Here is a 23110-nt window from a genome sequence, read left to right as displayed (position 1 = left end):
GGTCAGGCGTCCTCCGGGAAGCCGATCATGGCCGGTTCCGGCTCTTCCTCGTAGACGAGCCCGCTGCCCTTGAGGAAGCGCGCGTTGTCGATCCTCAGAACGGCCCAGAGGCCGGCCGCCGCCGGGAGGAAGGCCAGGAAGGCGCCGGGATGCGCCAGGAGCGCCTTTTCGAGGGCGGAAAGCGCCGCCAGGAGCGCCAGCAGGCCGGCAAGATAAGGGATGCCCCGGGTCTGAATCCGCAGCTTGCCCGGGACGTGCGTGCTGGCGAACGGCACCTTCCGGAAATGATAAAAGAAGGCCTCGATGCCGAGAGCCGAAAGGGCCAGGCAGAAGACCGCGTGAAGCGACGCCGCCCGGGCATCCCGCCAAAGCCAGAGATGGGCCAGGAAAATGAGGGCCGCCAGGGGCAGGAACCACTGGAGCAACACGGCTTTCTTGAGGCCCGAGACGTAGCGCCCTCGTTCAGGCGTTTCGGTCACCCGGAAGACCCAGTTGCCCTCGAGCGCGGCGGGCACGTCGACCACGACGCGGAGACCGGCGAGCAGGACGAAGACGACCAGGAGCGATTGGGCCAGGAAGGACGAGCGGCCGGGGGTCAAGGCCTGGAGGTTCCCCCTGTTGGCGACGATCGACAGCGTCACCAGCGCCGCGGCGACGGCCAGGCCGTTGACGAGCACCGCCCGGTGTTTCGCGCTAGACCGGAGGGTCTTGGAAAAGAACGCTCCAACGGCCCGTTCCTCGGGGTTCCAGAACACGGCCTGCTGGAGAAGCCCCGCGGCGGCCTCGCGCAGGCGGCGCGACCGGGGCTTCTTTTTCGCCGATTCCAGGGTCTTCCGGAAATGCCGGAGATAGCTCAGGCCGCAGGCCAGGCCGAAGGCGCCGAGCGAAAGCCCGAAGGCAAGGCCGGCTATCCGGGCCAGGGCGATGAACGCGGCGTCCTTCGTGCCCAGGAGGACCTCGTAGAGCCCGACGAACCACATGGACGGGATGCGGAAGACAAGCGGCGACCCGTGGTCCTTGAGCTTGGCCAGCGACCGGATCGCGCCGCTCAAGCTCCCGGGCTCGACCAGGAACGAAAGGAGCAGGAAGACGAAAAAGCCGACCAGGGCGAAGCGGACCAGGATCGAGACCCGGCGGTAGAGCCCCGGCGGCAGGACGGCCATGAGGAAGAAATTGATGAACACGCAGGCGAAGAAGACGCAGAAGCAGGCCGCGAACGCGCTGGCCAGATGGGCCAGGACATGGCGGAGCAGGAAGAACACGCTGTTCGACCTCCACTGGGCCAGAAAGAACGCGAACGCGACCGAAGAGAAGCTGTTCATGGCCGCAGAGAAAAGGCCGATGAAGGCGACGAACGAGACCAGCTTGGCGGCGAAGACCGTCCGCAGCCGGACCGGCAGGGGCGTCAGGTTGACGAAGTCCCGGCGGTCGGGGAAGAGCGTCTCCCATTCGAGGAGCGTGACGATGGCGAAGATGATCATCATCAGGATGAAGACGTGGTTCTTCTCCTGCCAGGACAGGCCGGCGTCGGGAGAGAGCTCGTACCTGAAGAAGATCAGCAGATAGGAGCTCCAGCCCATGATGACGGCCAGGACCGACAGGACGGCGACTAGGCGGGCCTTCATCTGGTCCTCGAAGTCGACGATATCGTTCCGGAAGAGGCGCTCGAAGAAGTGGCGGGTCAGGATGCGGAGCTGGGCCAGTTCCTCCCCCACGGCCGTCAGTCTCTTCCCTTCATGGTCCGGACGATCCGTTCGGCCGCGAGCGCCGTGTCTTCATGGACGACGAGCTGGCTGAAGATCTCGGCGAGCGAGGGCAGGTGCATCAGGCTCCGCAGGTTGGCCACGGAATCGTTGGCCACGACCCGGCCCCGATGGAGGATGATGATCCGCGAGCAGACCTGCTCGGTGACCTCGAGCACGTGGGAGGAATAGATGATGATCTTGTTCTCCGCGGCCAGCTTTCTGATCAGGTCGCGGATGACGAGCCCGGTCGTCACGTCCAGGCCGGACAAGGGCTCGTCGAGGAGCAGGATGTCGGGGTCGTGGAGCATGGCGGCCGCGATCAGGACCTTCTGCCGCATGCCCTTAGAATAGGTCGACAGGGGGCTGTCCATGTCATGGCGCAGGCCGAAGATGTCCATGAAGCCGGAGATCTTGTCCCTGAGGGACCTCTCCGGCAGGCGCCGCAGCCGCCCGACCATGGTCAGGTAGTCGCAGGCGCTGAGGTGCGGGTAGATCTCCGACTGTTCGGGGACATAGCCGAGGCGCTTCTTGTAGAAAAAGATATCCTTCCGGATGTCGCGCCCCTCGAAGAGGATGTCCCCCCGGGTCGGCTCGAGCAGGCCGGCCAGCATCCGGATGGTCGTGGTCTTGCCCGCGCCGTTCGGCCCCAGGTAGCCCAGGACCTCGCCGGGACGGACGGCGAAGCTGACGTCGTCGACGACGGTGAAGACCGAAAATCTCTTGGAAACGCCTCGCAGCTCGATCATTCGACGGCGGCTGTTCTCTGAAACTTGAAACCAGGATACTCCCTCCCGGGGGCCGTGTCCAGAGGCCCGGCCCCGGCCGGGCGCCGATCGGCCGATGGCGCCCCGCGGCGCGTCCCCTCCGGACGGGCGCGCTTGAAATGCCGGCGGCGCGCGCGTATAATCTTCGTCGATTTCGGGGAAAAGCGGGAGCATTGTTCGGAGGTTTGCGAAAATGAGAGTTGGCATCCTGACCGGCGGGGGCGATTGCCCGGGGCTCAACGCGGTCATCCGGGCCGTGACGCGCAAGGGCATCGTCGTCTACGGCTTCGACATCCTGGGCATCAAGAACGGCTGGCTCGGCCTCATCGAGGGCAAGATCTATCCGCTCGATCTCAATTCCATTTCCGGCATCCTGCCCCGGGGCGGCACCATCCTCGGCACTTCCCGCACCAACCCCTTCCGGGTCGATGACGGCATCGGCAAGATCTTCTCCCAGGTCGAGAAGTTCGAGGTCGACGCCGTGATCGCCATCGGCGGCGAAGACACGCTCGGCGTGGCCAAGAAGCTCAGCGACAAGGGCCTGCGCGTCGTCGGCGTGCCCAAGACGATCGACAACGACCTCTCCGGGACCGACTATACCTTCGGCTTCGACACCGCCATCACCGTCGTCACCGAGGCGCTCGACCGCCTCCACACCACGGCCGAGGCCCATCACCGGGTCATGGTCGTCGAGGTCATGGGCCGCCATGCCGGCTGGATCGCCGTCGAGGGCGGGCTGGCCGGCGGGGCCGACATCATCCTCATCCCGGAATTCCCCTTCGACCTGGACGAGATCTGCGCCCAGATCCTGAAGCGCCGGGAGCGCGGCAAGCTGTTCAGCATCGTCGTCGTCGCCGAAGGGGCCAAGCCCCAGGACGCCAGCCTGATCACCCAGACGGCCGAAAAGGACGCCTTCGGGCATGTCCGCCTGGGCGGCATCGGCAACATGATCGCCCGCGAGATCGAGATGCGGACGGCCATCGACACCAGGGTCACGGTCCTCGGCCATATCCAGCGGGGCGGCTCGCCGACGGCCTTCGATCGCATCCTGGCCACCCGCTACGGCATCGCCGCGATCGACCTGGTCAAGCAGGAGAAGTTCGGCTTCATGGTCGGCCTGAGGGGCAACCGCATCGTCTCGGTGCCTCTCGAGGAGGCCCTGGCCGAGCCCAAGACGGTCGACGCCGATCTCTACGACATGGCCAAGGTCTTCTTCGGCTAGCCCGGCCGATCCGAAACGGATTGATCTTAAAGGAGTTGGACGCCGGCGGGGGGTTGACTTTTGCCGGCCGGCCGTGCTACGCTGGGCCCCGCTAGGAGGCGCCAAGACCATGACCCGAAAGCTAACGTTGTTTCTTGCCTTCTCCCTCCTTCTCGGGGCCGCCGGCCCCCTGGCCGCGGGCGACATCCGGTTCGAGCTCGGCTTCGGCTGGACCCTAGTCGGCCCGACTATGAACTCGTCCTACGCCAACAGCTACAAGCCCCCGTTCACGCCGGCGGACCGGTACATCGACAGCTCGGCCGCCCAGACCCTCCGCTTCAAGCCCAAGACGACCTACGGCATGAACGGCTACTTCAACGTGCTCTTCACCGAGAACGTCGGCATCCAGCTTCTGGCCGACTACCACCGCCCCCACTTCGGCGGCTCGAACCCGGCCTATGACGTCAACATGCAGTTTCAGGCCTTCGAGCCCGAGAGCTATACGTTCACCGTCGACGGGCCTTCCCCGAACGGGAACCTGACCGTGACGACCTTCAGCCTCAACGCCCTGGCCCGCTTCCGGCTCACCGACACCCTGTCGCTCAGCCTCTCGGCCGGGCCGAGCGTTTTCCACTTCGAGGGCAAGGCCGGCTACATCGACTACACCTACGGCAGTCTCGCGCTCGTCGGGGACCAGTATGAGCTGTCCGCCGACACCTTCCACATGGTCGCGGACTTCGGCCCGGAGACGAAATACGGCGTGAACGCCGGCGTCGAGGCGGCCTACGAGGCCTTCCGCCACGTCATCCTGGCTTTCGACCTGCGCTACTACGGCTCCGCCAGGAAGGACCTGCCGCTGCACATCGTCCCGGACGACGTCATCACCGTGCCACTCGACGAGATCGAGGCGGCGATCGGCCTGGGCAGCCTGCGCGTCAACCCGTCCTTCTTCCGGGCCGGCCTGGCCATCCGCTTCGTCTTCTAAGGATCTTCCTTCTAGAGACGGCGAGGGAATCTATATCTTCGCCCGCCGGAGCCGGAGGGAATTGCTCACCACCGAGACCGAGCTCAGGGCCATGGCCGCCGAGGCGATCATGGGGTTGAGCAGGACCTTCAGGAACGGATAGAGCGCGCCCGCGGCAACCGGGATCCCGATCACGTTGTAAGCGAACGCCCAGAACAGGTTCTGCCGGATGGTCCGGATGGTCCGCCGGCTGAGCTCGACGGCCGAGACGACCGTTCCCAGGTCCCCCGACATCAGGGTGATATCGGCCGAGGCCATGGCCACGTCGGTGCCCGTTCCGAGGGCCAGCCCGACGTCGGCCTGCACCAGGGCGGGGGCGTCGTTGATGCCATCGCCGACCATGGCCACGCGCCGTCCCTCCGCCTGGAGAGCGCGGACGACTTCGGCCTTGTCGCCCGGCAGGACCTCGGCCCGGACCTCGTCGATGCCGGCCTCGGCGGCCAGGGCCCGGGCGGTCAGGGCGTTGTCGCCCGTCAGCATGACCACGCGCCGGCCCGAGCGCCGGAGGGCGTCGACGGTCTCGCGGGCGCCCGGCTTGAGCGTGTCGGCCAGGCCCAGCAGGCCGGCGGGTCGCCCGTCCACGGCGACATAGGCCACGGTCTTGCCGGCCCCGGCCAGCTTCTCGGCCGGGCCGGCCAGCGCCGCGAGGTCGATCCCGGCCTCCGCCACGAGCTTCCGGCTGCCGACCAGGACGCGGCGGCCGTTCGCCGCGCCTTCGACCCCCATGCCTTCGAGGGCCCGGAAGTCCTGCGCCGCGTCGACGGGAACGCCATCGGCCCGGGCCCGGCGGACGACGGCCTGCCCGAGCGGATGCTCGGAGCCGTTCTCGACCGAAGCGGCCAGCGCCAGAAGGGTCCGGGGCTCGACCCCCGCCGCCGGCACGATGTCGGTCGTTTCCGGCCGGCCGTTGGTCAGCGTCCCCGTCTTGTCGAAGACGAACGTGTCGACCTTGTGCACGGTCTCCAGGCTCTCCCCGCTCCGGATGAGGATGCCGCGCTCGGCGCCCCGGCCGGTCGCGACCATGATGGCCGTCGGCGTGGCCAGGCCCATGGCGCAGGGGCAGGCGATGATCAGCACGGCCACGAAGTTGAGCAGGGCGAAGACCAGGCGCGGCGGCGGGCCGGCGAGGGCCCAGGCGGCGAAGGTCAGGACGGCGATGCCTATGACGACAGGCACGAACCAGGCCGAGATGACGTCGGCCAGGCGCTGGATGGGGGCCTTGGTGCCCTGCGCCTCCTCGACCAGGCGGATGATCCGGGCCAGGGCCGTGTCCTCGCCGACGCGGACGGCCCGGAAGCGGAAGCTTCCCCACTTGTTCATCGTCGCCCCGATGATCTCCTGGCCCGGCCCCTTGTCGACGGGCAGGCTCTCGCCGGTGATCATGGACTCGTCGACCGACGTCCGCCCTTCGAGGATGACGCCGTCGACCGGGATCCTCTCGCCCGGCCGGACGACGAGGACGTCGCCGGCGCGGACCTCCTCGATGGCCGTTTCGCGCTCGCCTTCCGGTCCCAGGACGTGCGCCGTCCGCGGCCGCAGGCCCATGAGCCGCCGGATGGCGCCCGAGGTCTTGCCCTTGGCCCGGGCCTCGAGCGCGCGCCCGAATAGGACGAGGACGATGATGACGGCCGAGGTATCGAAATAGACCTGCGGCTCGACCCCGGCTCCGCGGAAGAACCCCGGCAGGACGGTGGCCGCGACGCTGAAAAGATAGGCCGCCGACGTGCCGACGGCCACCAGGGTGTTCATGTTCGCCGTGCCGCGCCTGAGGGCGCTCCAGGCGGACTTGTAGAAGCGCAGGCCCAGGACGAACTGGACCGGCGTCGCCAGCGCCCAGAGGACATAGAAATTCCGGAGGAAAGCCGGCAGCCAGGGGAACCAATGGGGCATGCTTCCCAGGATGATGACCAGGGCCAGCAGGCCGCCCCAGATGACCGACGTCCGCAGAGAGCGGTAATCCTGGTCGGCGGTCTCCCTGGCGGCTTCCTCCGACGCGGCGACGCCGTAGCCGGCGTCCCGGACGGCCTTGGCCAGGTCCCGCGGGCCCGCTTTCCCCGGGTCATAGAGCACGGTCGCCCGCCCGGCAGCGAGATTTACGGCCGCCTCGCGGACCCCCGGCACCTTCCTGAGCGCCCGCTCGACGTTGGCGGCGCAGCTGGCGCAGTCCATGCCCGTCACGGAGAAGTCGAAGCGGGTCTCGGACCCCGCGGCCGCTCTCTTCCCCGCCCCGGAACCTCCCCTGTCGTTCATAAGCCGCACTCCTCCCCGGGACCGGATCGTCGGCCGCCGGCGGCCGGATGGGAACCTTCTTCCTGCGTCCCGAATTATAGCGCTGTCACCATCCTACCATATTCCCTAGTATTATTGTAGTCTTTCCGCCGGGGTTGCGCGAAGATACTCTTTGTGCTATTCTTTTGGGGCTCGGAAAGACAAGGAGATAGCCATGTCCGGACATTCCAAGTGGGCGTCTATCAAACATAAGAAGGCCGCGACCGATGCCAAGCGCGGCAAGATCTTCACCCGCCTGATCCGCGAGATCAGCATGGCCGCCCGGGCCGGCGGCGGCGATCCCGACAAGAACGCCGCCCTGCGCAAGGCCATCGCCGACGCCAAGAGCGCCAACATGCCGGCCGACAACGTCAAGCGGGCCATCATGAAGGGCACGGGCCAGCTCGAAGGCGCGGCCTACGAAGAAGTCGCCTACGAAGGCTACGGCCCCGGCGGCGTGGCCATCTTCCTCCAGGCCGTCACCGACAACAAGAACCGCACGGTTTCCGAGATCCGCCATATCTTCCAGAAGAACGCCGGCACGCTGAGCGAGAAAGGCTCGGTCGCCTGGATGTTCAAGCGCATGGGCTACATCGACGTCGAGAAGGCCAAGGCGTCCGAGGACATCCTGATGGACGTCGCCCTGTCGGCCGGGGCCGACGACCTCAAGGACGAGGGTTCCCTCTTCGAGGTCATCACCTCGCCCGAAAAGTACGACGCCGTCCTAGAGGCCGTCAAGAAGGCCGAGATCGAGGTCGCCGCCTCCGAGGTCGGGTTCCTGCCCCAGAACTACGTCAAGGTCGAGGGCAAGGAAGCCCAGCAGGTGCTGCGGCTGGTCGAGGAGCTCGAGGACCACGACGACGTCCAGTCCGTCTCCTCCAACTTCGACATCTCCGAAGAGGAGATCGCCAGCTTCTCGCAGGCCGGGTGACGCCCGGGCGCAAGCCATGCGGGTCCTCGGGATCGATCCCAGCCTCAAGTCCACGGGGTTCGGGATCGTCGAGGAGGCGAACGGCGCCCTCACCCCCGTCGCCTACGGCATCATCAAGCCCGCGGCTAGGCTTCCGCTTCATCTGAAGCTGGCCGAGATCAAGTCCGAGCTTGAGAGCCTCATCCGGACCTACGGGCCGGGCGACGTGTCCATCGAGAACGTCTTTTACGCCCAAAACCAGAAGACGGCCCTGATCCTCGGCCAGGTCCGCGGCGCGGTGCTGGTGGCCGTGGCCGCAACGGGCTGCGGGCTCGCCGAGTACTCCCCGCTCGAGATCAAGAAGGCGGTCACGGGCTACGGCCAGGCCGACAAGGAGCAGGTCCTGACGATGGTCCGCTCGCTTCTCGGGATCGACGACGACGCCATCCCGCTCGACGCCTCGGACGCCCTGGCCGCGGCCATCTGCCACCTCAATGCCCGCCAGTACCAGGCCAAGATCGGAGGCGAGGACGAGCCATGATCGCCTATCTCCGGGGAACCCTCATCCAGAAGACGCCCGGGCGCGTCGTCGTCGAGACGGGCGGCGTCGGCTACGCCGCCGCCATCCCCGTGTCGTCCTATGTCCGGCTGGGCGAGGTCGGGGGCACGGTCGAGCTCTTCATCCACACCCATATGTCCGACGACAGCCTGTGCCTCTACGGGTTCGTCTCCCAGGACGAGAAGGACATGTTCCTCAAGCTCATCGGCATCACCGGCATCGGCCCCAAGCTGGCCATGAACATCCTCTCGGGCATCGCCCCGGAAGACCTGGCCGAGGCCGTCCGGACGAGCGACGTCGCCCGCATCTCGCTCGTGCCGGGAATCGGCAAGAAGACGGCCCTGCGCCTGACCATGGAGCTCCAGGACAAGCTCGAAAAGAAGGAAAAGCTCCTGGCGGCCAAGGGCTCGCCGGAAAAGGAGGACCTCCTCTCGGCCCTCCAGAACATGGGCTTCCGGCGCAAGGAAGCCGAACGGGCCGTCGACCAGACGATCGCCGCCAACAAGCCCGGGACGGAGTTCGAGAAGCTCCTCCGGGACTGCCTCAAGCGCCTGGCCAAGATCTGAGAAAGGGCCTCCGGAAATGACCGTCGACTTGACAAACGCCGGTTCTGCGCTTATCATATGAATGAACATTCATTCAGAGCGGCGACCATGATGAACGCGGACGCGAGCGCAGACAAGACCAGCCTCCCGGAGGCCGGCGGCAAGCGGATCGCCATCCTTCGGGCGGCCGCCCGCCTTTTCTCCCGCCGGGGCTATAACGAGACGTCGATGAAGGACGTCGCCGAGGCGGCCGGGATCGCCGTGGGGACCATCTACCTCTATTACCGGAACAAGGAAGACCTCCTGACCGGCATCTACAGGCACTCCTCCGCCCTGCTCCTGGAAAGGCTGACCAAGAGGATCGAAGGCCGGACCGATCCCGTCGCGAAATACGCCATTTACATCGAGGACAGCATCGATTACGCCTTCGAGCATCCGGATTTCTTCCTGATCATCTTCGTCGATCTGCGCCGGAAGGAGATCGAGCTGCCAAAGAGGCCGGCCTTCTCGAACTTCCGCCGCTTCCTGGCTCTCGGCGAGAGCATCATCGAAGAGGGCCAGGCCCGCGGACAATTCCCCGGGTCCCTGCCGGCCGCCCGGCTGAACCTGGGCATCGTCTCCATGTGGGCCGGCCTCGTCCTGACCATGGTCCTCGAGCCGGCCGTCAAGGCCGGATCGGACGACCGCCGGCAGGTCAAGGACCTGGTCCTGTCCTCCGTCCTGGAGGGTATTTTGACGCCGCCGGCGCGCCCGGCGCCGCGTCCCGGACCGGACGGCTCCCCGAAAAGGATGGAAGGGCAACCCCGCCGGGACGACTGACGAAGGGCGCCGAGGGGGGCCGGGCCAGGCCCGGCGCGCTTGTCCGGAAAACACCAACGGAGGAATCAATGAAACGATTCTGGCTCGCTTTGCTTCTATTGATGCCGGGGCTTCTCGGGGCCCAGGAGATGACCCTGTCGACGGCCGTGGACAAGGCCCTGGCCGCCAACCATGACCTCCTGGCCAAGCACAAGCACATCGAGTTCCTGCAGGCCGGAAAGAAGGAGGCTCGCAGCCATTATTTCCCCAGGATCGACGTCGCCGGGTCCTACACCAGGCTGAACGAGCCCATCGAGCTCGATCTCAGCCCCCTGCGGACCCTGCTCATCGGCCTCCAGACCCAGAACAAGCTGGCCGACATCGACCTGCAGATGCTCATGAGCCGGGGCTTCGGCCTGACCGGCCCCGAGACAACCGCCTACTCGTCCCAGATCGCCGCGGCCCTGGATTCGGCCATTCCGTCCATGGACATGCATCTTCTCGACCAGGACGTCTGGCGGGCCTCGCTGGAGTTCGTCCAGCCCATCTGGATGGGCGGGAAGATCGCCGCCCTCAACAAGGGGGCCGATCTCCATTACCAGGAAGGCCTGGAGGAATTCCTCATCGACCAGGAGACGGTCAGGGAGGAGACCTGCCGCATCTATTTCATGGCCAAGCTCCTCGAAGAAGTCGCCGCCGCCAACCGGGACGCCGAGGCCGGGATAGCCCGTCATCTCCGTCAGGCCGAAAGCCTCTACAATTCCGGCCTGATCGCCAGATCCCAGCTCCTCAGGGCCAAGGTGGCCCATTCCGAAGCCCGGAAGAACCTCGCGAACGCCGAGGCCGACCTGAAGACCGCCCGCAGCGTCCTGGCCGACCTGGTCAAGGCCGGCGATCCGGAGGCGCTGGTCCTGACCACTCCCCTGCCGTTCAAGCCGGAGGCCGCATCCAGGGACCAGGTTCGTTCGAGCCTGCTGGCCGGCAGCCGGACCCTGAAGATGCTGGACATCAAGCGGGACCTCGTCGGGGCCAAGAAGCGCGGCGACCTGGCCGCCTACCTGCCCCAGATCTACGCCTTCGGCCGCTACGAGCTCTACCGGGGAGACCTGACCTTCATGGACCCGGATTGGGCCGTCGGGGTGGGCGTCAAGCTCAACGTCTTCTCGAGCGGGGAGAAGCTTCACAAGCTGGCCGCAGACGACGCGCTCCGCCTGGAGGTCGAGGAGAAGAAGAAGGACGTCGAGGACCTCCTGAACAGGGCCGGCGACCAGCTCTATTACCAGGCCGAGTCCCGGAAGAACACCGTGGACAGCTTCCCGGCCCGGCAGGAGGAAGCCGAAGAGAACCTTCGCCTGGCCGAGTCCCGTTTCTCCTCGGGCCTGGGCATCTCCCTCGAGGTGGTCGACGCCAACCTGGTCCTGGAGAAGATCAGGGCCGAGAGGGCCCAGGCGGTCTACGGATACATCGTCTCGTGGCTGAAGATCCACGAGCTTTCCCAGAGCCTTGACGGCTACATCAAAGACATGGAGGGAACCCGATGAAAACCATCAAGCCCGCGGTCCTGCTGGCCTGCCTGGCGGCGGCCTGCGCCTGCTCCAGAACGCCGGCCCGCGTTCAGTACGGATATGCCGAAGCCCGGGAAGTCGACGTCGCGGCCAAGATCCCGGGCCGGATCATCGAGATGAAGGTCAAGGAAGGCGATGTCCTCCACAAGGGCGACCTCATCGCCGTCCTGCAGAGCGACGACATCAAGGCCAAGGTCGAACAGGCCAAGGCCGGCCTGGAGGCCGCCGACGCTCAGCTGCGCCTGGGGCTCAAGGGCGCCCGGGACGAAGAGAGGCAGATGGCCCAGAGGCAGTTCAACATCGCCCGGGACAATATGGAGATCGTCCAGCGGACCTACGAGCGGGTCCTCAAGGTCTTCAACGACGGCGGCATCTCCGCCCAGGAGAAGGACACGGCCGAGTTCCGCTGGAGGATCTCCACGGAGCAGTACGAGCAGGCCAAGTCCTACCTGGACATGGTCAACAACGGGGCCCGCAGGGAGCAGATCGAGCAGCTCCGGGCCCAGGTCAAGGCCATGGAGGAAAAGGTCAAGGAGGCCCGGAGCTACGAGGACGAGACGTTTCTCAAGGCCCCGATCGACGGCGAGCTCAAGGAGATCAACGGCGAGGTCGGCGAGGTCGTCAGCGCCGGCTTCGCCCTGGCGACCATGCTGGAACCCGACCCGTACGTCGTCTTCAACCTGAAGGAGACCGACTACAAGGGGCTCAAGCTGGGCGACAAGCTCGATATCGACGTTCCGGCCCTGGGCCGGAAGGGGCAGATCGAGGTCTATTACATCGCCCCGCTGGCCGATTTCGCCAAGTCCGAGGCCACCCAGGAGAAGGGCTCCTGGGACATCAGGACCTTCGAGGTCCGGGGACGGATGACCGGCGCCGCCGCGGGCCTGCGGGCCGGCATGACCGTCAAGATCGAATGGTAGGAGCATGAAAGGCTTTCTTTCCCTGGCGAAGAGCGAGGTCCGGGCCTGCCTCCGGAGCCGGACCTTCCTCGTCCTGCTCATCGCCGTTCCCGTCGTCCTGGACGTCCTGTTCGGAGCGGTCTTCCTTCCGGCCAGGACCGCCCGGGCCATTCCCTTCGCCGTCTGGGACCAGGACGGGAGCCGCGACTCCCGCGAGCTCGTGCGCTTCGTCCGAAGCAACCCGGCCTTCGACCTCCGCTATGTCCTGACCGGAATGGAGGAAGGCCGCAAGCTCCTGTCCCAGCGGAAGATCCGCGGCTTCATGGTCATCCCCGGCGACTTCTCCCGGCGGATCGCGCGGCGGGAGACCGCCGACGTCGTCGTCTACGAGGATTTCACCTTCCTGCTGCCCGGCCGGACGCTGATGAAGAACCTGTACAAGGTCGAATCCTGGTACCAGAAAGACCTCCTCCAGGATCAGTTCAAGGACAAGGGGATCATGGCCAGCGGCAGCGAGTTCCTGGCCAAGCCCGTCGGGATCAATTTCCGGCCGCTCTACAATCCCTCCCTCGAATACACCCGTTTTATGCTCCCGGGCGTCCTGCTGGCCGTGCTCTTCCAACTTATGACCCTGCTCGGCACGACCGCCTTCTTCATGAACGCGGCGGCTTACCGTGGGCGGTCGAAGGCCCTTTTCCTGGCGGTCAAGACCGCCGTCCTGTTCGGGTTCTTCCTGGTCCCCTTCGCCCTGACCTATGGGGTCTTCTTTCCCCTGTTCGGGCTGCCTCTGGGCCAGCCGGTCGCGCTGACCGCGCTCTTCGCCGTCTTTTCGCTGGCCTGCATCGGGATGGGCATGGCCGTGGCCGGACTGGCCGGCGACCAGGCGCTCGGCACTTCCCTGATGATCATCGTCGGGGCCGTCGGCTTCACCATCTCCGGGTACACCTGGCCCCTGTTCCTGTTCCCTTCGTTTTGGCGGGCTCTGGCCCGCGTCTCCCCGCTGACGCCGTTCCTCGAGGAGGTTGCCAAGATCATTTACGGAACCGGGTTTCCCGTCCATCCCTGGCTGCTGGCCGCCCAGGCCCTGGCCTATCTGGGGCTGGCCCTGGTCGCGGTCAAGGCAAAGCGGTTCTCCGGAGGCCGGGCATGAGCGGAATCGGCCGATTCATCAAGCGCGAAATAGGCAAGATGGCCAGGGACAAGGTCGTCCTGATCTACCTGGTCATTTTCCCGGCGCTCGGGCTTCTGGCTTACGGGACGCTGTTCATGAACCGCGTCGGCCGCGACTACCCGGTGGCCATAGTCGACCGGGACGCCGACTACGGCTCGCGCCTGGCCCGGCACTACATGGAGAGCTGCCCCGAGCTCGACGTGGTGTCCGTCGTCCGGACCGAGCAGGAAGCCCGCGAGGACATGGCCGCGGGCCGGATCATGGCCGCGATCGTCCTGCCCGCCTCGTTGGAGAGCGATCTGAAATCGCGCCAGCCCGTCCAGATCGACGTGCTGGTCGACGCCCGGAACATGGTCAACGCCAACTTCATCATGACGGCCATGCAAAAGGCCTTCGGGTTCGGCCAGGCCGGGATCAAGTTCCTGATCTACAAGAAGCTCGCGCCCGCGGCCCAGGCCCGGGACATGGTCCTGCCCCTGCGCTTCCATTCCCATGCCCTGGGGAATCCGGCGGTGGACTATTCCTTCTTCGTCCTCACCGGCATCCTGGTCATGATCATCCAGCAGTGCCTGCTGGTCGGCTCGGCCGTGGCGATCGCGGGCGAATCGGAGCAGGGCACCCTGGCCGGCGCGGTCGCGGCGGCGGGCGGCCCGTTGCGCTACCTCCTCCGCCGGCAGTTCATCTATACGATCTGCCAGGCGCCCATCCTGCTGGCCGTCCTGGGCGGGTACTTCTGGATCCTGCGGATGCCCTCGGCCAATCTCCTGCCGCTCGTCCTGCTCCTCGTCCTGTTCGTCCAGGCGGTCGTCGGCTTCTCCCAGGTCCTCGGCGCGCTTTTCAGGAGCCGGAAAGCGCTCATACAGGCGGCGGTCTTCTTCTCAATGCCGGCCTTTTTTCTGGGAGGCTACACCTGGCCGCTCGAGGACATGTCGCCGGTCCTGCGCCCGATCGCGGCCATCCTGCCCACGACGCCCATCCTGAACGCCTGGACCACCCTGACCGCCATTCCGGATTCCCTCCGCTGGCTGGGCGGGGCCTATCTCCACCAGGGCCTTCTCGCGGTCCTCTATTTCGGGCTTTCCTGGCTGTGCCTGAGGCTCGTCGCCGTCCCCAGGAGGAGAAAGGCGACGGCGGCCTGACGCGGCGATCTGCAAGCTTATCTTTGGCCCCGGAGGGGGGCAGGGAGACGGGTCGACGCTCAGCGGCGGGCCGCGAGATCGGCCAGGATGCTGCGGGCGGCCGCCTTGCCGGCGCCCATGGCCCGGATAACCGTGGCCGCGCCCGTCACGATGTCCCCGCCGGCGTAGACCCGCGGCCGGGACGTCCGCCCGTCGGCCGGGTCGGCCAGGATGGTCCCCCGGGCCGAGACGCGGAGGTCAGTCGTGGTGGCCGGGATCAGGGGATTCGGCCGGTTGCCGACGGCCACGACAACGACGTCGCAATCGACTGGAAATTCGCTGCCTGGAACCGGCCTGGGGCTGCGGCGGCCCGATCCGTCGGGCCCCCCGAGCTCCATCCTCACGCAGGTCAGGCCGCGCACGAAGCCGTCGCCGTCCTCCAGGATGGCGACGGGATTGGCCAGCGTCCGGAAGATGATCCCCTCCTCCCGGGCGTGCCGGACCTCTTCGGCCCGGGCCGGCATCTCCGCTTCGCCGCGCCGGTAGACGATCATGGACTCCCTGGCCCCCAGCCGGAGGGCGGTCCGGGCCGCGTCCATGGCCACGTTGCCGCCGCCGACCGTCACGACCCGGCGGCCGCACAGGATGGGCGTCTTGGCCCCGTCCCGGTAGGCCCTCATCAGGTTGTTCCGGGTCAGGTATTCGTTGGCCGAATAGACGCCGATGGCGCCCTCGCCGGGGATGCCCAGGAAGGCCGGCAAGCCGGCCCCGGTTCCGATGAAGAGAGCGTCAAACCCTCCCGGGCCGAGAAGGTGGTCGACCGTCTCGGTCCGGCCGACGACGAAGTTGCGGACAAACCAGACCCCGAGGGTCTCCAGGTCCGCGATCTCCTCCCGGACGATGGCCTTGGGCAGGCGGAACTCGGGAATGCCATAGGTCAGGACGCCGCCCATCTCGTGGAGCGCCTCGAAGACGAAGACCGAGCAGCCCTGCCTGGCCAGCTCCGAGGCCACGGTCAGGCCCGCCGGACCCGAGCCGGCCACGGCCACGCGCCAGCCGGCGGCCGCCTTCCGGACGGGAACCTCGATCCGGCCGGTCCGGCGTTCCCGATCGGCGGCGAACCGCTCGAGATGGCCGACGGCCACGGAGTCCCCGCGCCGGCCGCGGAGGCAGGCCTTTTCGCACTGATCCTCCTGGGGGCAGACGCGGCCGCAGATGGCCGGCAGGGCGTTGGCCTGGCGGACGGTCCGGGCCGCAGCCTTGAAGGCGCCGTCCGCGATCTGACGGACGAAGGCCGGGATGGGGACCTCGACGGGGCAGGCCGCGACGCAGGGCGCGTTGCGGCAGCCCAGGCAGCGCCGGGCTTCGGCCCGGGCCTCCTCGTCGGAATAGCCGAACGGGACCTCGTCGAAATTCGCGGTCCGGACAGCCGGATCCTGCTCCCGCATCGGGACCCGGACCGCCGGGTCGAGCCGGCCGCGGACGCCGCCGTTCAGACGCTCGTCAGCCGGCATGATTCCATCTCGCGCGTCCGGCGCTCGAAGTCCCTGTAGCTGTGCAGGCGCCTCAGGAACGATTCCCAGTCGATCCCCTCGGCCTCGAATTCGGGCCCGTCGACGCAGGCGAACTTCATCTGCCCGTCGACCTCGACCCGGCAGCCGCCGCAGAGCCCGGTGCCGTCGATCATGATCGGGTTGAGAGAGACGATGGTCGGGATGCCCTGGCGGATGGTCAGCTCGGAGACGGCCCGCATCATTGGCGCCGGGCCGATGACCACGGCCCGGTCGAACGCCCTCCCCTGCCGAGCCAGGTCGAGGAAGACATCCGAAACGAGCCCCTTCCTTCCGGCCGAGCCGTCCTCCGTGGCCGTCAGGACCTCGTCGGCCCAGGCTCCGATCTCGGGCCGCAGGATCAGCCGGTCCCGGCTCCGCGCCCCGAGGATGATCGTGACGTGGTTGCCGGCCGCCTTCAGGGCCTGGGCGATGGGATAAAGGGGAGCGATGCCGACCCCCCCGGCGACGCCCAGGCAGCGTCCGTAGCGCCCGAGCCGGGTCGGCTGCCCCAGGGGCCCGACCAGGTCGGGGACCGCGTCGCCCTGCCGCAGGCAGGCCAGCCGCATCGTGCCCGCGCCGGCGACCTGGACGATGACGTCGATCCATCCCTCCTCGACGCTGGCGTCGGCGATGGTCAGCGGGATGCGCTCGCCGTCCCGGGTCGCGCGCAGGATGACGAACTGGCCGGGCCGGCGGCCCGCCGCTATCAGGGGGGCGGACAGCCGCATCCGGAAGATGTCCGGAGCGAGTTCGTCCTTCCGGAGGATCCGATTCATCGGTGCCGTTCCTTCTCTCAGCTCGGGGGCGGTCCCGTCCGCAATCCTATCCCTTCGGAGGAGGCGGGGGAAAGATCGGTCTCTCGGCGCCGCGGAGGGGCCCCCACGAACCTTCTATCATACGCCTATCCGGCGCCGGGGGAAATGAATTCTCCAAAGATTTTCGATGAACGGCATTCATGGCCGCGGGGCCGCGGCCGGGAGGACCGGCGGTCAGCGCCGCGCCGAGCCGTCGTCCCAGGCGAACCGCTTCTCCCGGAACAGCCGGAGGCAGGCATCGACGACGTCCGGGTCATAGATAGAGGCCCGGCCCCGCTCGATCTCTTCGAGGGCCTTGACGATGCCGTGGGCCGGGCGATAAGGCCTGTGGCTGGCCATGGCCTCGATGACGTCGGCCACCGCGAGGATCCTGGACTCGAGCAGGATCTCGGCGCCCTTCAGCCCGCCGGGATAGCCCGAGCCGTCCAGCCGCTCATGGTGCTCCAGGACGATGCGGGCGATCGGCCCCGGCAGGTCCACGTCCTTGAGGATGTCGTATCCCTCGAGGGGATGGGTCTTGAGGAGCTTGAACTCGTATTCGGAAAGCATCGACGGCTTGCTCAGGATCTCGGCCGGGATGACGATCTTCCCCAGGTCGTGGACGATGCCGGCCGTCTTTATCGTCGCCGCCCGTTCCGAGGGCAGGCCCATCTCGCAGGCGATGGCCTCGGCCAGGTCCGACACCCTCCTCTGGTGGCCGGCCGTGTAGGGGTCCCGCTTCTCGACCATCCCGGCGATGACGCTGATGATGGAGCCGAAGGCGACCTTGAGCCTCTCCTCGCCCTGCTTGCGCTCGGTGATGTCCATCGATATGACCGTGACCTTGTCGATCGGGCCGTCCGCGGACTCCTTCACCGGGCTCAGGGTCCGGAGGAAGGTCCGGCCGTCCTTCAGGCTCTTATGCTCATAGGTGATCGACGATCCCGAGGCGATGACCTGGTTCACCCTCCTGGCGAATCGCTCGACCCTTTCCGGGCTATGCCCCTCCCCGTAGGACCGGCCGACCAGGCTTTCGAGGGCCAGCCCGTGGCGAAGCAGGTACCTTCCGTTGGCGTAGATGAAGCGGAGGTCCCGGTCGATGAGATAGACATGATCGTCCGTCGACTCGATGAGGCAGCGGTACTTCTCTTCGCTCGCCCGGAGGTCCTCCGCGGCCCGCTTCTGCCGCAGGCGGACCTGCTTCTGCTCCAGGGCGCTGATGACGGCCGGCCCCAGCCTTTTGATGTGCTCCTTGATGACGTAGTCCCAGGCGCCGGCCTTCATGCATTCGACCGCCGTGTCCTCGTTCATCGATCCCGTGGTGACGATGAACGGCGTGTCGGGGGCCCTTTCCAGCGCCAGCCGCAGGGCGCTCATGCCGTCGAACCGCGGCAGCTTGAAGTCCGAGATGATCAGATCGGGCCTGAACGCCTCCAGGGCCGAGAGGTAGGCCTCCCGCGTCTCCACGCGCTCGAACTCCGCCGCCGCGGCGACCTTCCTGATCTCGCGCTCGCACAGCTCCGCGTCGGTCGGCAGGTCCTCGACGATCAGGACGCGCAGGTGTTGGGTCATGGCTCCTCTCCCCTCTTCATGGTCAGGCTTCCCTCGCCGGCATGGCGATATGGAAGGTCGCCCCCTCTCCGACACTGCCCTCCGCCCAGGCCCGCCCGCCGTGGCGGCGGACGATGCGCTCGATGATGGCCAGGCCGACGCCCGTCCCCTCGAATTCCCCGGCGCTGTGGAGGCGCTGGAAGACGCCGAAGAGCTTGTGCCCGTAGGCCATGTCGAATCCCACGCCGTTGTCCTTCACGGAATAGACGTTCTCCCGCCCCGCCCGCTCCCCCTTGACCTCGATGACCGGCCTGTCCCTCTTCGCCGAGAACTTGAGGGCGTTGGAGAGGAGGTTCGTCCAGACCTGGCGGATGAGGTGCGGGTCGCCGACGGCCGCCGGCAGGGGCCCGAGCCGGAAGTCGATCCTCGCCCGGGCCTCCGGCGTGGTCAGCTCGAAAAAGATCGAGTTGGCCAGCGTTCTCATGTCGATCGCCGAGAGCCGCATCTCCGAGTGCCCCAGCCGGGACAGCGCCAGGAGGGCGTCGATCAGCTGTCCCATGTTGAGGGCGCTGTCGCCGATGACGGAGCAGATGCGCTGGCCCTTCTCGTCGAGGCTCGGCTTGTAGTCCTCGAACAGGATCCGGGTGTAGCCGTTGATGGCCCTCAGCGGGGCGCGCAGATCGTGGGAAACTGAATAGGAGAAGGCTTCCAGCTCCGCGTTGGCCGCCTCCAGCTGGGCGGTGCGGTCGCGGACGCGCTGCTCCAGCTGGACGTTCAGCTGGCGGACCTCCTCCTCCGCCGCCTTCTGGTCCTCGGCCACGCTGAGCAGGGCCCGGCGCGACTGGACGGCCTCTTCCAGCAGCCGCTTCAGCTCGGCCTGGGCGGAGTGGATCTCCTTCTCCGACTTCTTCCGCTCCGATATGTCAGAGATGAGGACCTGGAGGGCCGGGCTTCCCCCGAGGATGAGCGGCGTGGCCATGATCTGGAGGTCGATGGGGCTGCCGTCCAGCCTCACGTAGACGTCCTCGGCGGAGAAGAGCCCGTCCTCGCCGGACTGCATCTTCAAAAGGCGCTCCCGGACCGAGGCCAGCGAGCCGGGATGCACGATGTCCGCTACGGACTTGCCGAGGACCTGCGCTTCCGAGTCCGCGCCCAGCAGGCCCAGCGCGGCCTTGTTGGCGAAGATGATCCTGTGGTCGCGATAAAGGACGATCCCGATGGGGGCATGTTCCGTCAGAAGCCGATAACGCTCCTCGCTCTCCTTGAGCGCGGCCACGACCGCGTGACTCTCCGTGACATCGCGCATCGCCCCGATCAGGCGGAACGGCCGGCCCCCGCCGTCACGGCTGATATAGGCCTGGTCCTCGACCTCCGCGTAGGCGCCGTCCTCGCGCCGGAACCGATAGTGACCCGACCACGAGGCGGCCCCGGAATCGATCGCCGCCCGGAGGCCCTCCTCGATCCGGCCGATGTCACCGGGATGGATCCGCCGGATCCAGGATCCGTAGCCCTGCCGGGTCTCCCCGTCCGTGCCGCCGAAGAGCCTCGCGAAATTGTCATTCCACCAGATCGTCCCCGTCCGGAGGTCCCAGTCCCAAATGATATCGGAAGAGGCGCGATTGACGAACTCGAAGCGCTCCAGGCTTTCCCGCAGCCGTTCCGACGACCTGGCCTGGCCGCGGAAATATATCTCGCGCTGGCGCCGCCAGACAAGGCCCAGGCCGGTGCCGGTGAGGACGATGAGCGCCGCCGTGAAGGCGATCGCCTGCCAGCGGCGTTCCCGGAGCCCGGCGATGACCTCGGATCTGGCCATCTGGACCACCAGGAACCAGGGGGATCCGGGCACGGGGCGCACGGCCGCGAAGACGGGCACTCCCCGCCGGTCCACTCCCTCCATGACGGTCTCCCCTCCCTTCACGGCTATGGCGGAAGGCAGGTTGGGCCGGCCCAGGGGGGATCTCAGATCTAAGGCCGCGTCCGGCCGGTCCTCGAGATCGCTGAGATAGAGGATGTCGTCGCCCTCGCGCCGGACGATGAACGTTTCGGCCCGGGGCTCCGCTCCGGGCCACTGCCGGATGAGCGGGAAGAGGCTCCGGCGAGGGTCGACGCGCAGGACGACGCAGGCCGGCGTCCCGGCCTCGTCCGGCGCGGGGGCGAGACCGAGGATGGGGACGAGGAGCGCCAAGCGAACGCCTCCTGGAGTGCGGTCCCGCCAGAAATCCAGGAAGGCCACCCTTCCCTTCCCGAGGCTGGCTTCGATCTCCCGGGCCGGGCAGGCGGGAAGGCCCTGGAGCTCTCCCTGGACACAGAAGATCTCGAAACCGTGCCGGTCAACGATGGAGACCCGGTCATAGCGCCCCGAGGTCAGGAAGTGGTCGAGCCAATCGTGAAGCAGGGCCCGGCCCCCGGCCTGATCCGACAGGCCGCGCCGCACCGCCTCGACGAAGGCGGCGTTGCGATACAAGATGTCCGCGTCCGCCAGCAGGTCCTGCCGCCAGTCCTGGAGTTCCCTGGCCTTGAGGCTGGAGATGGAGTCGAGCATCGTTTGCGCCTGGGCCAGGAACCTCGCCCGGAAGTTCTGAAAGACCGTGATGCCGATGGCCGAGATGCCGGCGACGAGCAGGACGAACAGGATCACCAGGATGGCGGGAGACGGCGCGGCCTCGGCCCCCGCTTCGGGCTTCAGGGGCCGGGCGCCGCCTCGGCCGCGCCGCGGCCGATCCCGCGGGGCCGTCATTTCTCCTCCTCCGCGCTGGCATAGCGCGGCGGCAGCCCCGAGCGGACGAGGAGCTCGTTGACCTCGCGCTTGAGGTCGAGGACGCGCCTCTCCCGGCCCAGCGTGACGGTCTGCCAGCGGCGCAATTCGTCGAGCTGCTCGGCCAGGCGCGCTTCGGCCCGCCGGCGCTCGATCGCGGCGGCGATGATCCTCGATATCGAAGAAAGGAGGTCCACGTCCTCCTGCGGCCAATCCCGGCGGCGGCGGCATTCGTCGAAGCCGATGAAGCCGAAGAAGTCGCCGCCGACCAAAAGCGGCACGATGAGGACCGAGACGGCCCCTCCGCAGGCCATGAGATCCCTCGTTCTCTCGTCGGCGACCTCGCCCAGGTCGGGACAGTTGATGGCCGTATTGCTCCGCATCCGCTCCATCAACCAGGTCACCCCCGCCGCCGGGACCCTCTGGAAATCGGCCATCTGGGACGATATGCCGGGGGCCGTCCATTCGTAGGTGTTGTCGCCCTTGTCCGTCTCCGGGCGGTATTCAAAGATGTAGACCCGGCTGACATCCAGGGCCGTTCCCAGCTTCCGCAGGACGTCGTTCAGGAAGCTGTCCATGTCCGCCGCGGCCGCGGCCAGCGAGGAGATGAACGACAGCGTCTCCTCGTAGCGCAGGCGCTTCTTGAGGCTCTCCTCGTTCCGGATGCGCTCGGTGACGTCGAAGACCAGCGAGATCGTCACCGATCTTCCGGGAACGGGGACGTTCCGCATGGTGACGAACGTCGTCTCCTCCCCGGCGCGGGTGATGGGGACGTTCGTCCACAGCGTCCGCTCCGGGTCCCCGGCCGCGCCTTCTTCCAACACGCGCTTCCTCGCCCGCTCCCGGAAAGCCGGGTCCTCGTAGACGGCGTCCCAGAAGCCGTCCGGGGCGGCGAGCTTCTCCCGCGTCGTCCGGCAGAAGCCGGGAAAATTGTCGTTCATATATATGAATGTCGTCGGCGGGCCCATCGAGCCAACGGCCACGCCGACCGGAAGCCTGTCGAGGACCGCCTTGATGAAGGCCTCGCTTTGCTGGAGGGCGGCCTCCGCGCGCCTGCGCTCGGTGATGTCCACGGCCGAGACGAGATAGCAGGGCTTCCCTCCGATCGTCGCCGCGGTCCCGGAAAAAAGCATGTCGCGCGTCTCGCCGGACTTCGCGCGAATCGTCAGATGCATGTCCCGGACCTGTCCCGAAGCCTCCATGCCGGCGATGAAGCGCTCGCGGCCCGCGGCGTCGGGGAAAAGCCCCAGTTCGAGCGACGTGCGTCCGAGGGCTTCCTCCCTCGAGAACCCCGTGTCCCGGACAAAGCTCGCGTTGACATCGAGAAGCTTCATGTCCCGGACAGTGGTCAGCCAGAGGGAGATCGGGCTCCCGGCGAAGATCCTGGCGAACTTCTCTTCCGAGCGGACGAGGGCCTGCTCGTTTCGCCGCCGCGCGGAGACGTCGCGGACGACGGCCCACATGCACTCCCCGGACCCGGCCTCGTCGCCGCTCAGGAAAGTGCGGAGCTCGACCGCGACGATGGTCCCGTCCTTTTTCCGATATTCTTTTTCGTAGGTCGAGGAGTGCCCCCGGCTCCTGATCTGGCCCTCGAGCATGGTCTTCTCCATCTCGTGCCATTTCTTCGGGGTCAGATCCAGGTAGGTCATCCGCCGGAGTTCCTCGGCCGTGTACCCGGTCAGGGCCCGGAAGGCCTTGTTCATCCCGAGGATGCGACCGTCCCGGCCGATGCTGACCAAGCCGTCCGGCATGTTGTCGTAGAGGGCCCGCCATTTCCTCTCGGACAGGCGGACGGCTTCTTCCGCCGCGCGAATCCGCTCCTCCGGATGGAACTTCTTCGTCATGGCCGGCTCCTCACCGCGCCCGGCGCGGCAGACTATATGAAGGGAC

At 67.2% G+C, this 23110-nt stretch carries 18 protein-coding genes; 10 read left to right on the top strand and 8 right to left on the bottom strand.

Annotated elements, in window-relative coordinates; genetic code table 11:
• Positions 1-2 precede the first annotated feature (2 nt).
• Together ABFD52_04210 and ABFD52_04205 are read right to left on the bottom strand one after the other, a co-directional pair.
• Positions 3-1715, bottom strand: coding sequence for a hypothetical protein (locus ABFD52_04210; GenBank protein ID MEN6559962.1), 1713 nt, complete (start codon positions 1713-1715; stop codon positions 3-5).
• Between the two features lie 5 nt (positions 1716-1720).
• A complete protein-coding gene (locus ABFD52_04205) occupies positions 1721-2491 on the bottom strand; it encodes an ABC transporter ATP-binding protein (protein MEN6559961.1) in 771 nt (256 codons plus the stop codon).
• Between the two features lie 211 nt (positions 2492-2702).
• Between ABFD52_04205 and ABFD52_04200 the strand changes: the two genes are divergently transcribed.
• Both ABFD52_04200 and ABFD52_04195 read left to right on the top strand, forming a co-directional pair.
• A complete protein-coding gene (locus tag ABFD52_04200; protein MEN6559960.1) occupies positions 2703-3731 on the top strand; it encodes a 6-phosphofructokinase in 1029 nt (342 codons plus the stop codon).
• Between the two features lie 109 nt (positions 3732-3840).
• Positions 3841-4695, top strand: a complete 855-nt coding sequence (locus tag ABFD52_04195) for a hypothetical protein (protein ID MEN6559959.1) — start codon at positions 3841-3843, stop codon at positions 4693-4695.
• A 30-nt stretch (positions 4696-4725) separates the two neighbouring features.
• Here the strand turns inward: ABFD52_04195 and ABFD52_04190 are convergent, their stop codons facing one another.
• Complete coding sequence (locus tag ABFD52_04190) at positions 4726-6984, bottom strand: heavy metal translocating P-type ATPase (GenBank protein ID MEN6559958.1); 2259 nt, start codon at positions 6982-6984, stop codon at positions 4726-4728.
• Positions 6985-7177: 193 nt separating this feature from the next.
• Here ABFD52_04190 and ABFD52_04185 point away from each other — a divergent pair, with 193 nt between their 5' ends.
• The 8 genes from ABFD52_04185 to ABFD52_04150 all read left to right on the top strand — a co-directional run bounded on the left by ABFD52_04185 (position 7178) and on the right by ABFD52_04150 (position 14588).
• The gene (locus tag ABFD52_04185) at positions 7178-7933 is read left to right on the top strand and encodes a YebC/PmpR family DNA-binding transcriptional regulator (GenBank protein MEN6559957.1); all 756 of its coding nucleotides are present in this window, start codon (positions 7178-7180) and stop codon (positions 7931-7933) included.
• 16 nt (positions 7934-7949) lie between these two features.
• Complete coding sequence (gene ruvC / locus ABFD52_04180) at positions 7950-8453, top strand: crossover junction endodeoxyribonuclease RuvC (GenBank protein ID MEN6559956.1); 504 nt, start codon at positions 7950-7952, stop codon at positions 8451-8453.
• Positions 8450-9037: a Holliday junction branch migration protein RuvA gene (gene ruvA / locus ABFD52_04175; protein ID MEN6559955.1), complete on the top strand. Its 588-nt coding sequence runs from the start codon at positions 8450-8452 to the stop codon at positions 9035-9037. The genes ruvC and ruvA overlap by 4 nt, the downstream gene beginning before the upstream one ends.
• Positions 9038-9127: 90 nt before the next feature.
• On the top strand, positions 9128-9835 hold the full coding sequence (locus tag ABFD52_04170; protein MEN6559954.1) for a TetR family transcriptional regulator: 708 nt from the start codon (positions 9128-9130) through the stop codon (positions 9833-9835).
• 68 nt (positions 9836-9903) lie between these two features.
• Positions 9904-11355 carry a TolC family protein gene (locus tag ABFD52_04165; protein MEN6559953.1) on the top strand — a complete coding sequence of 484 codons (1452 nt, stop codon included), beginning with the start codon at positions 9904-9906 and terminating at the stop codon, positions 11353-11355.
• Positions 11352-12299, top strand: coding sequence for a biotin/lipoyl-binding protein (locus ABFD52_04160; GenBank protein MEN6559952.1), 948 nt, complete (start codon positions 11352-11354; stop codon positions 12297-12299). The genes ABFD52_04165 and ABFD52_04160 overlap by 4 nt, the downstream gene beginning before the upstream one ends.
• Positions 12300-12303: 4 nt before the next feature.
• Positions 12304-13428 carry an ABC transporter permease gene (locus ABFD52_04155; GenBank protein ID MEN6559951.1) on the top strand — a complete coding sequence of 375 codons (1125 nt, stop codon included), beginning with the start codon at positions 12304-12306 and terminating at the stop codon, positions 13426-13428.
• The gene (locus ABFD52_04150) at positions 13425-14588 is read left to right on the top strand and encodes an ABC transporter permease (GenBank protein ID MEN6559950.1); all 1164 of its coding nucleotides are present in this window, start codon (positions 13425-13427) and stop codon (positions 14586-14588) included. Before ABFD52_04155 ends, ABFD52_04150 begins: the two co-directional genes overlap by 4 nt.
• A gap of 59 nt (positions 14589-14647) precedes the next feature.
• Here the strand turns inward: ABFD52_04150 and gltA are convergent, their stop codons facing one another.
• From gltA to ABFD52_04125, 5 genes are all read right to left on the bottom strand, one after another.
• Complete coding sequence (gene gltA / locus ABFD52_04145) at positions 14648-16081, bottom strand: NADPH-dependent glutamate synthase (protein MEN6559949.1); 1434 nt, start codon at positions 16079-16081, stop codon at positions 14648-14650.
• Complete coding sequence (locus tag ABFD52_04140) at positions 16060-16896, bottom strand: sulfide/dihydroorotate dehydrogenase-like FAD/NAD-binding protein (GenBank protein MEN6559948.1); 837 nt, start codon at positions 16894-16896, stop codon at positions 16060-16062. The genes gltA and ABFD52_04140 overlap by 22 nt, the downstream gene beginning before the upstream one ends.
• 213 nt (positions 16897-17109) lie before the next feature.
• The gene (locus tag ABFD52_04135) at positions 17110-18486 is read right to left on the bottom strand and encodes an HD domain-containing phosphohydrolase (protein MEN6559947.1); all 1377 of its coding nucleotides are present in this window, start codon (positions 18484-18486) and stop codon (positions 17110-17112) included.
• A 22-nt stretch (positions 18487-18508) separates the two neighbouring features.
• Entirely contained in the window at positions 18509-21202 is a 2694-nt protein-coding gene (locus ABFD52_04130; GenBank protein MEN6559946.1) for a PAS domain S-box protein, read from the bottom strand.
• Positions 21199-23064, bottom strand: a complete 1866-nt coding sequence (locus tag ABFD52_04125; GenBank protein MEN6559945.1) for a PAS domain S-box protein — start codon at positions 23062-23064, stop codon at positions 21199-21201. The genes ABFD52_04130 and ABFD52_04125 overlap by 4 nt, the downstream gene beginning before the upstream one ends.
• Positions 23065-23110 lie beyond the last annotated feature (46 nt).

The sequence above is a fragment of the Acidobacteriota bacterium genome, from assembly GCA_039683095.1.
Taxonomy (GTDB): domain Bacteria; phylum Acidobacteriota; class Aminicenantia; order Aminicenantales; family Saccharicenantaceae; genus RBG-16-66-30.
The sequence above is the reverse complement of the archived record's forward strand: the minus strand, read 5'-3'. Positions and strand labels throughout refer to the sequence as shown.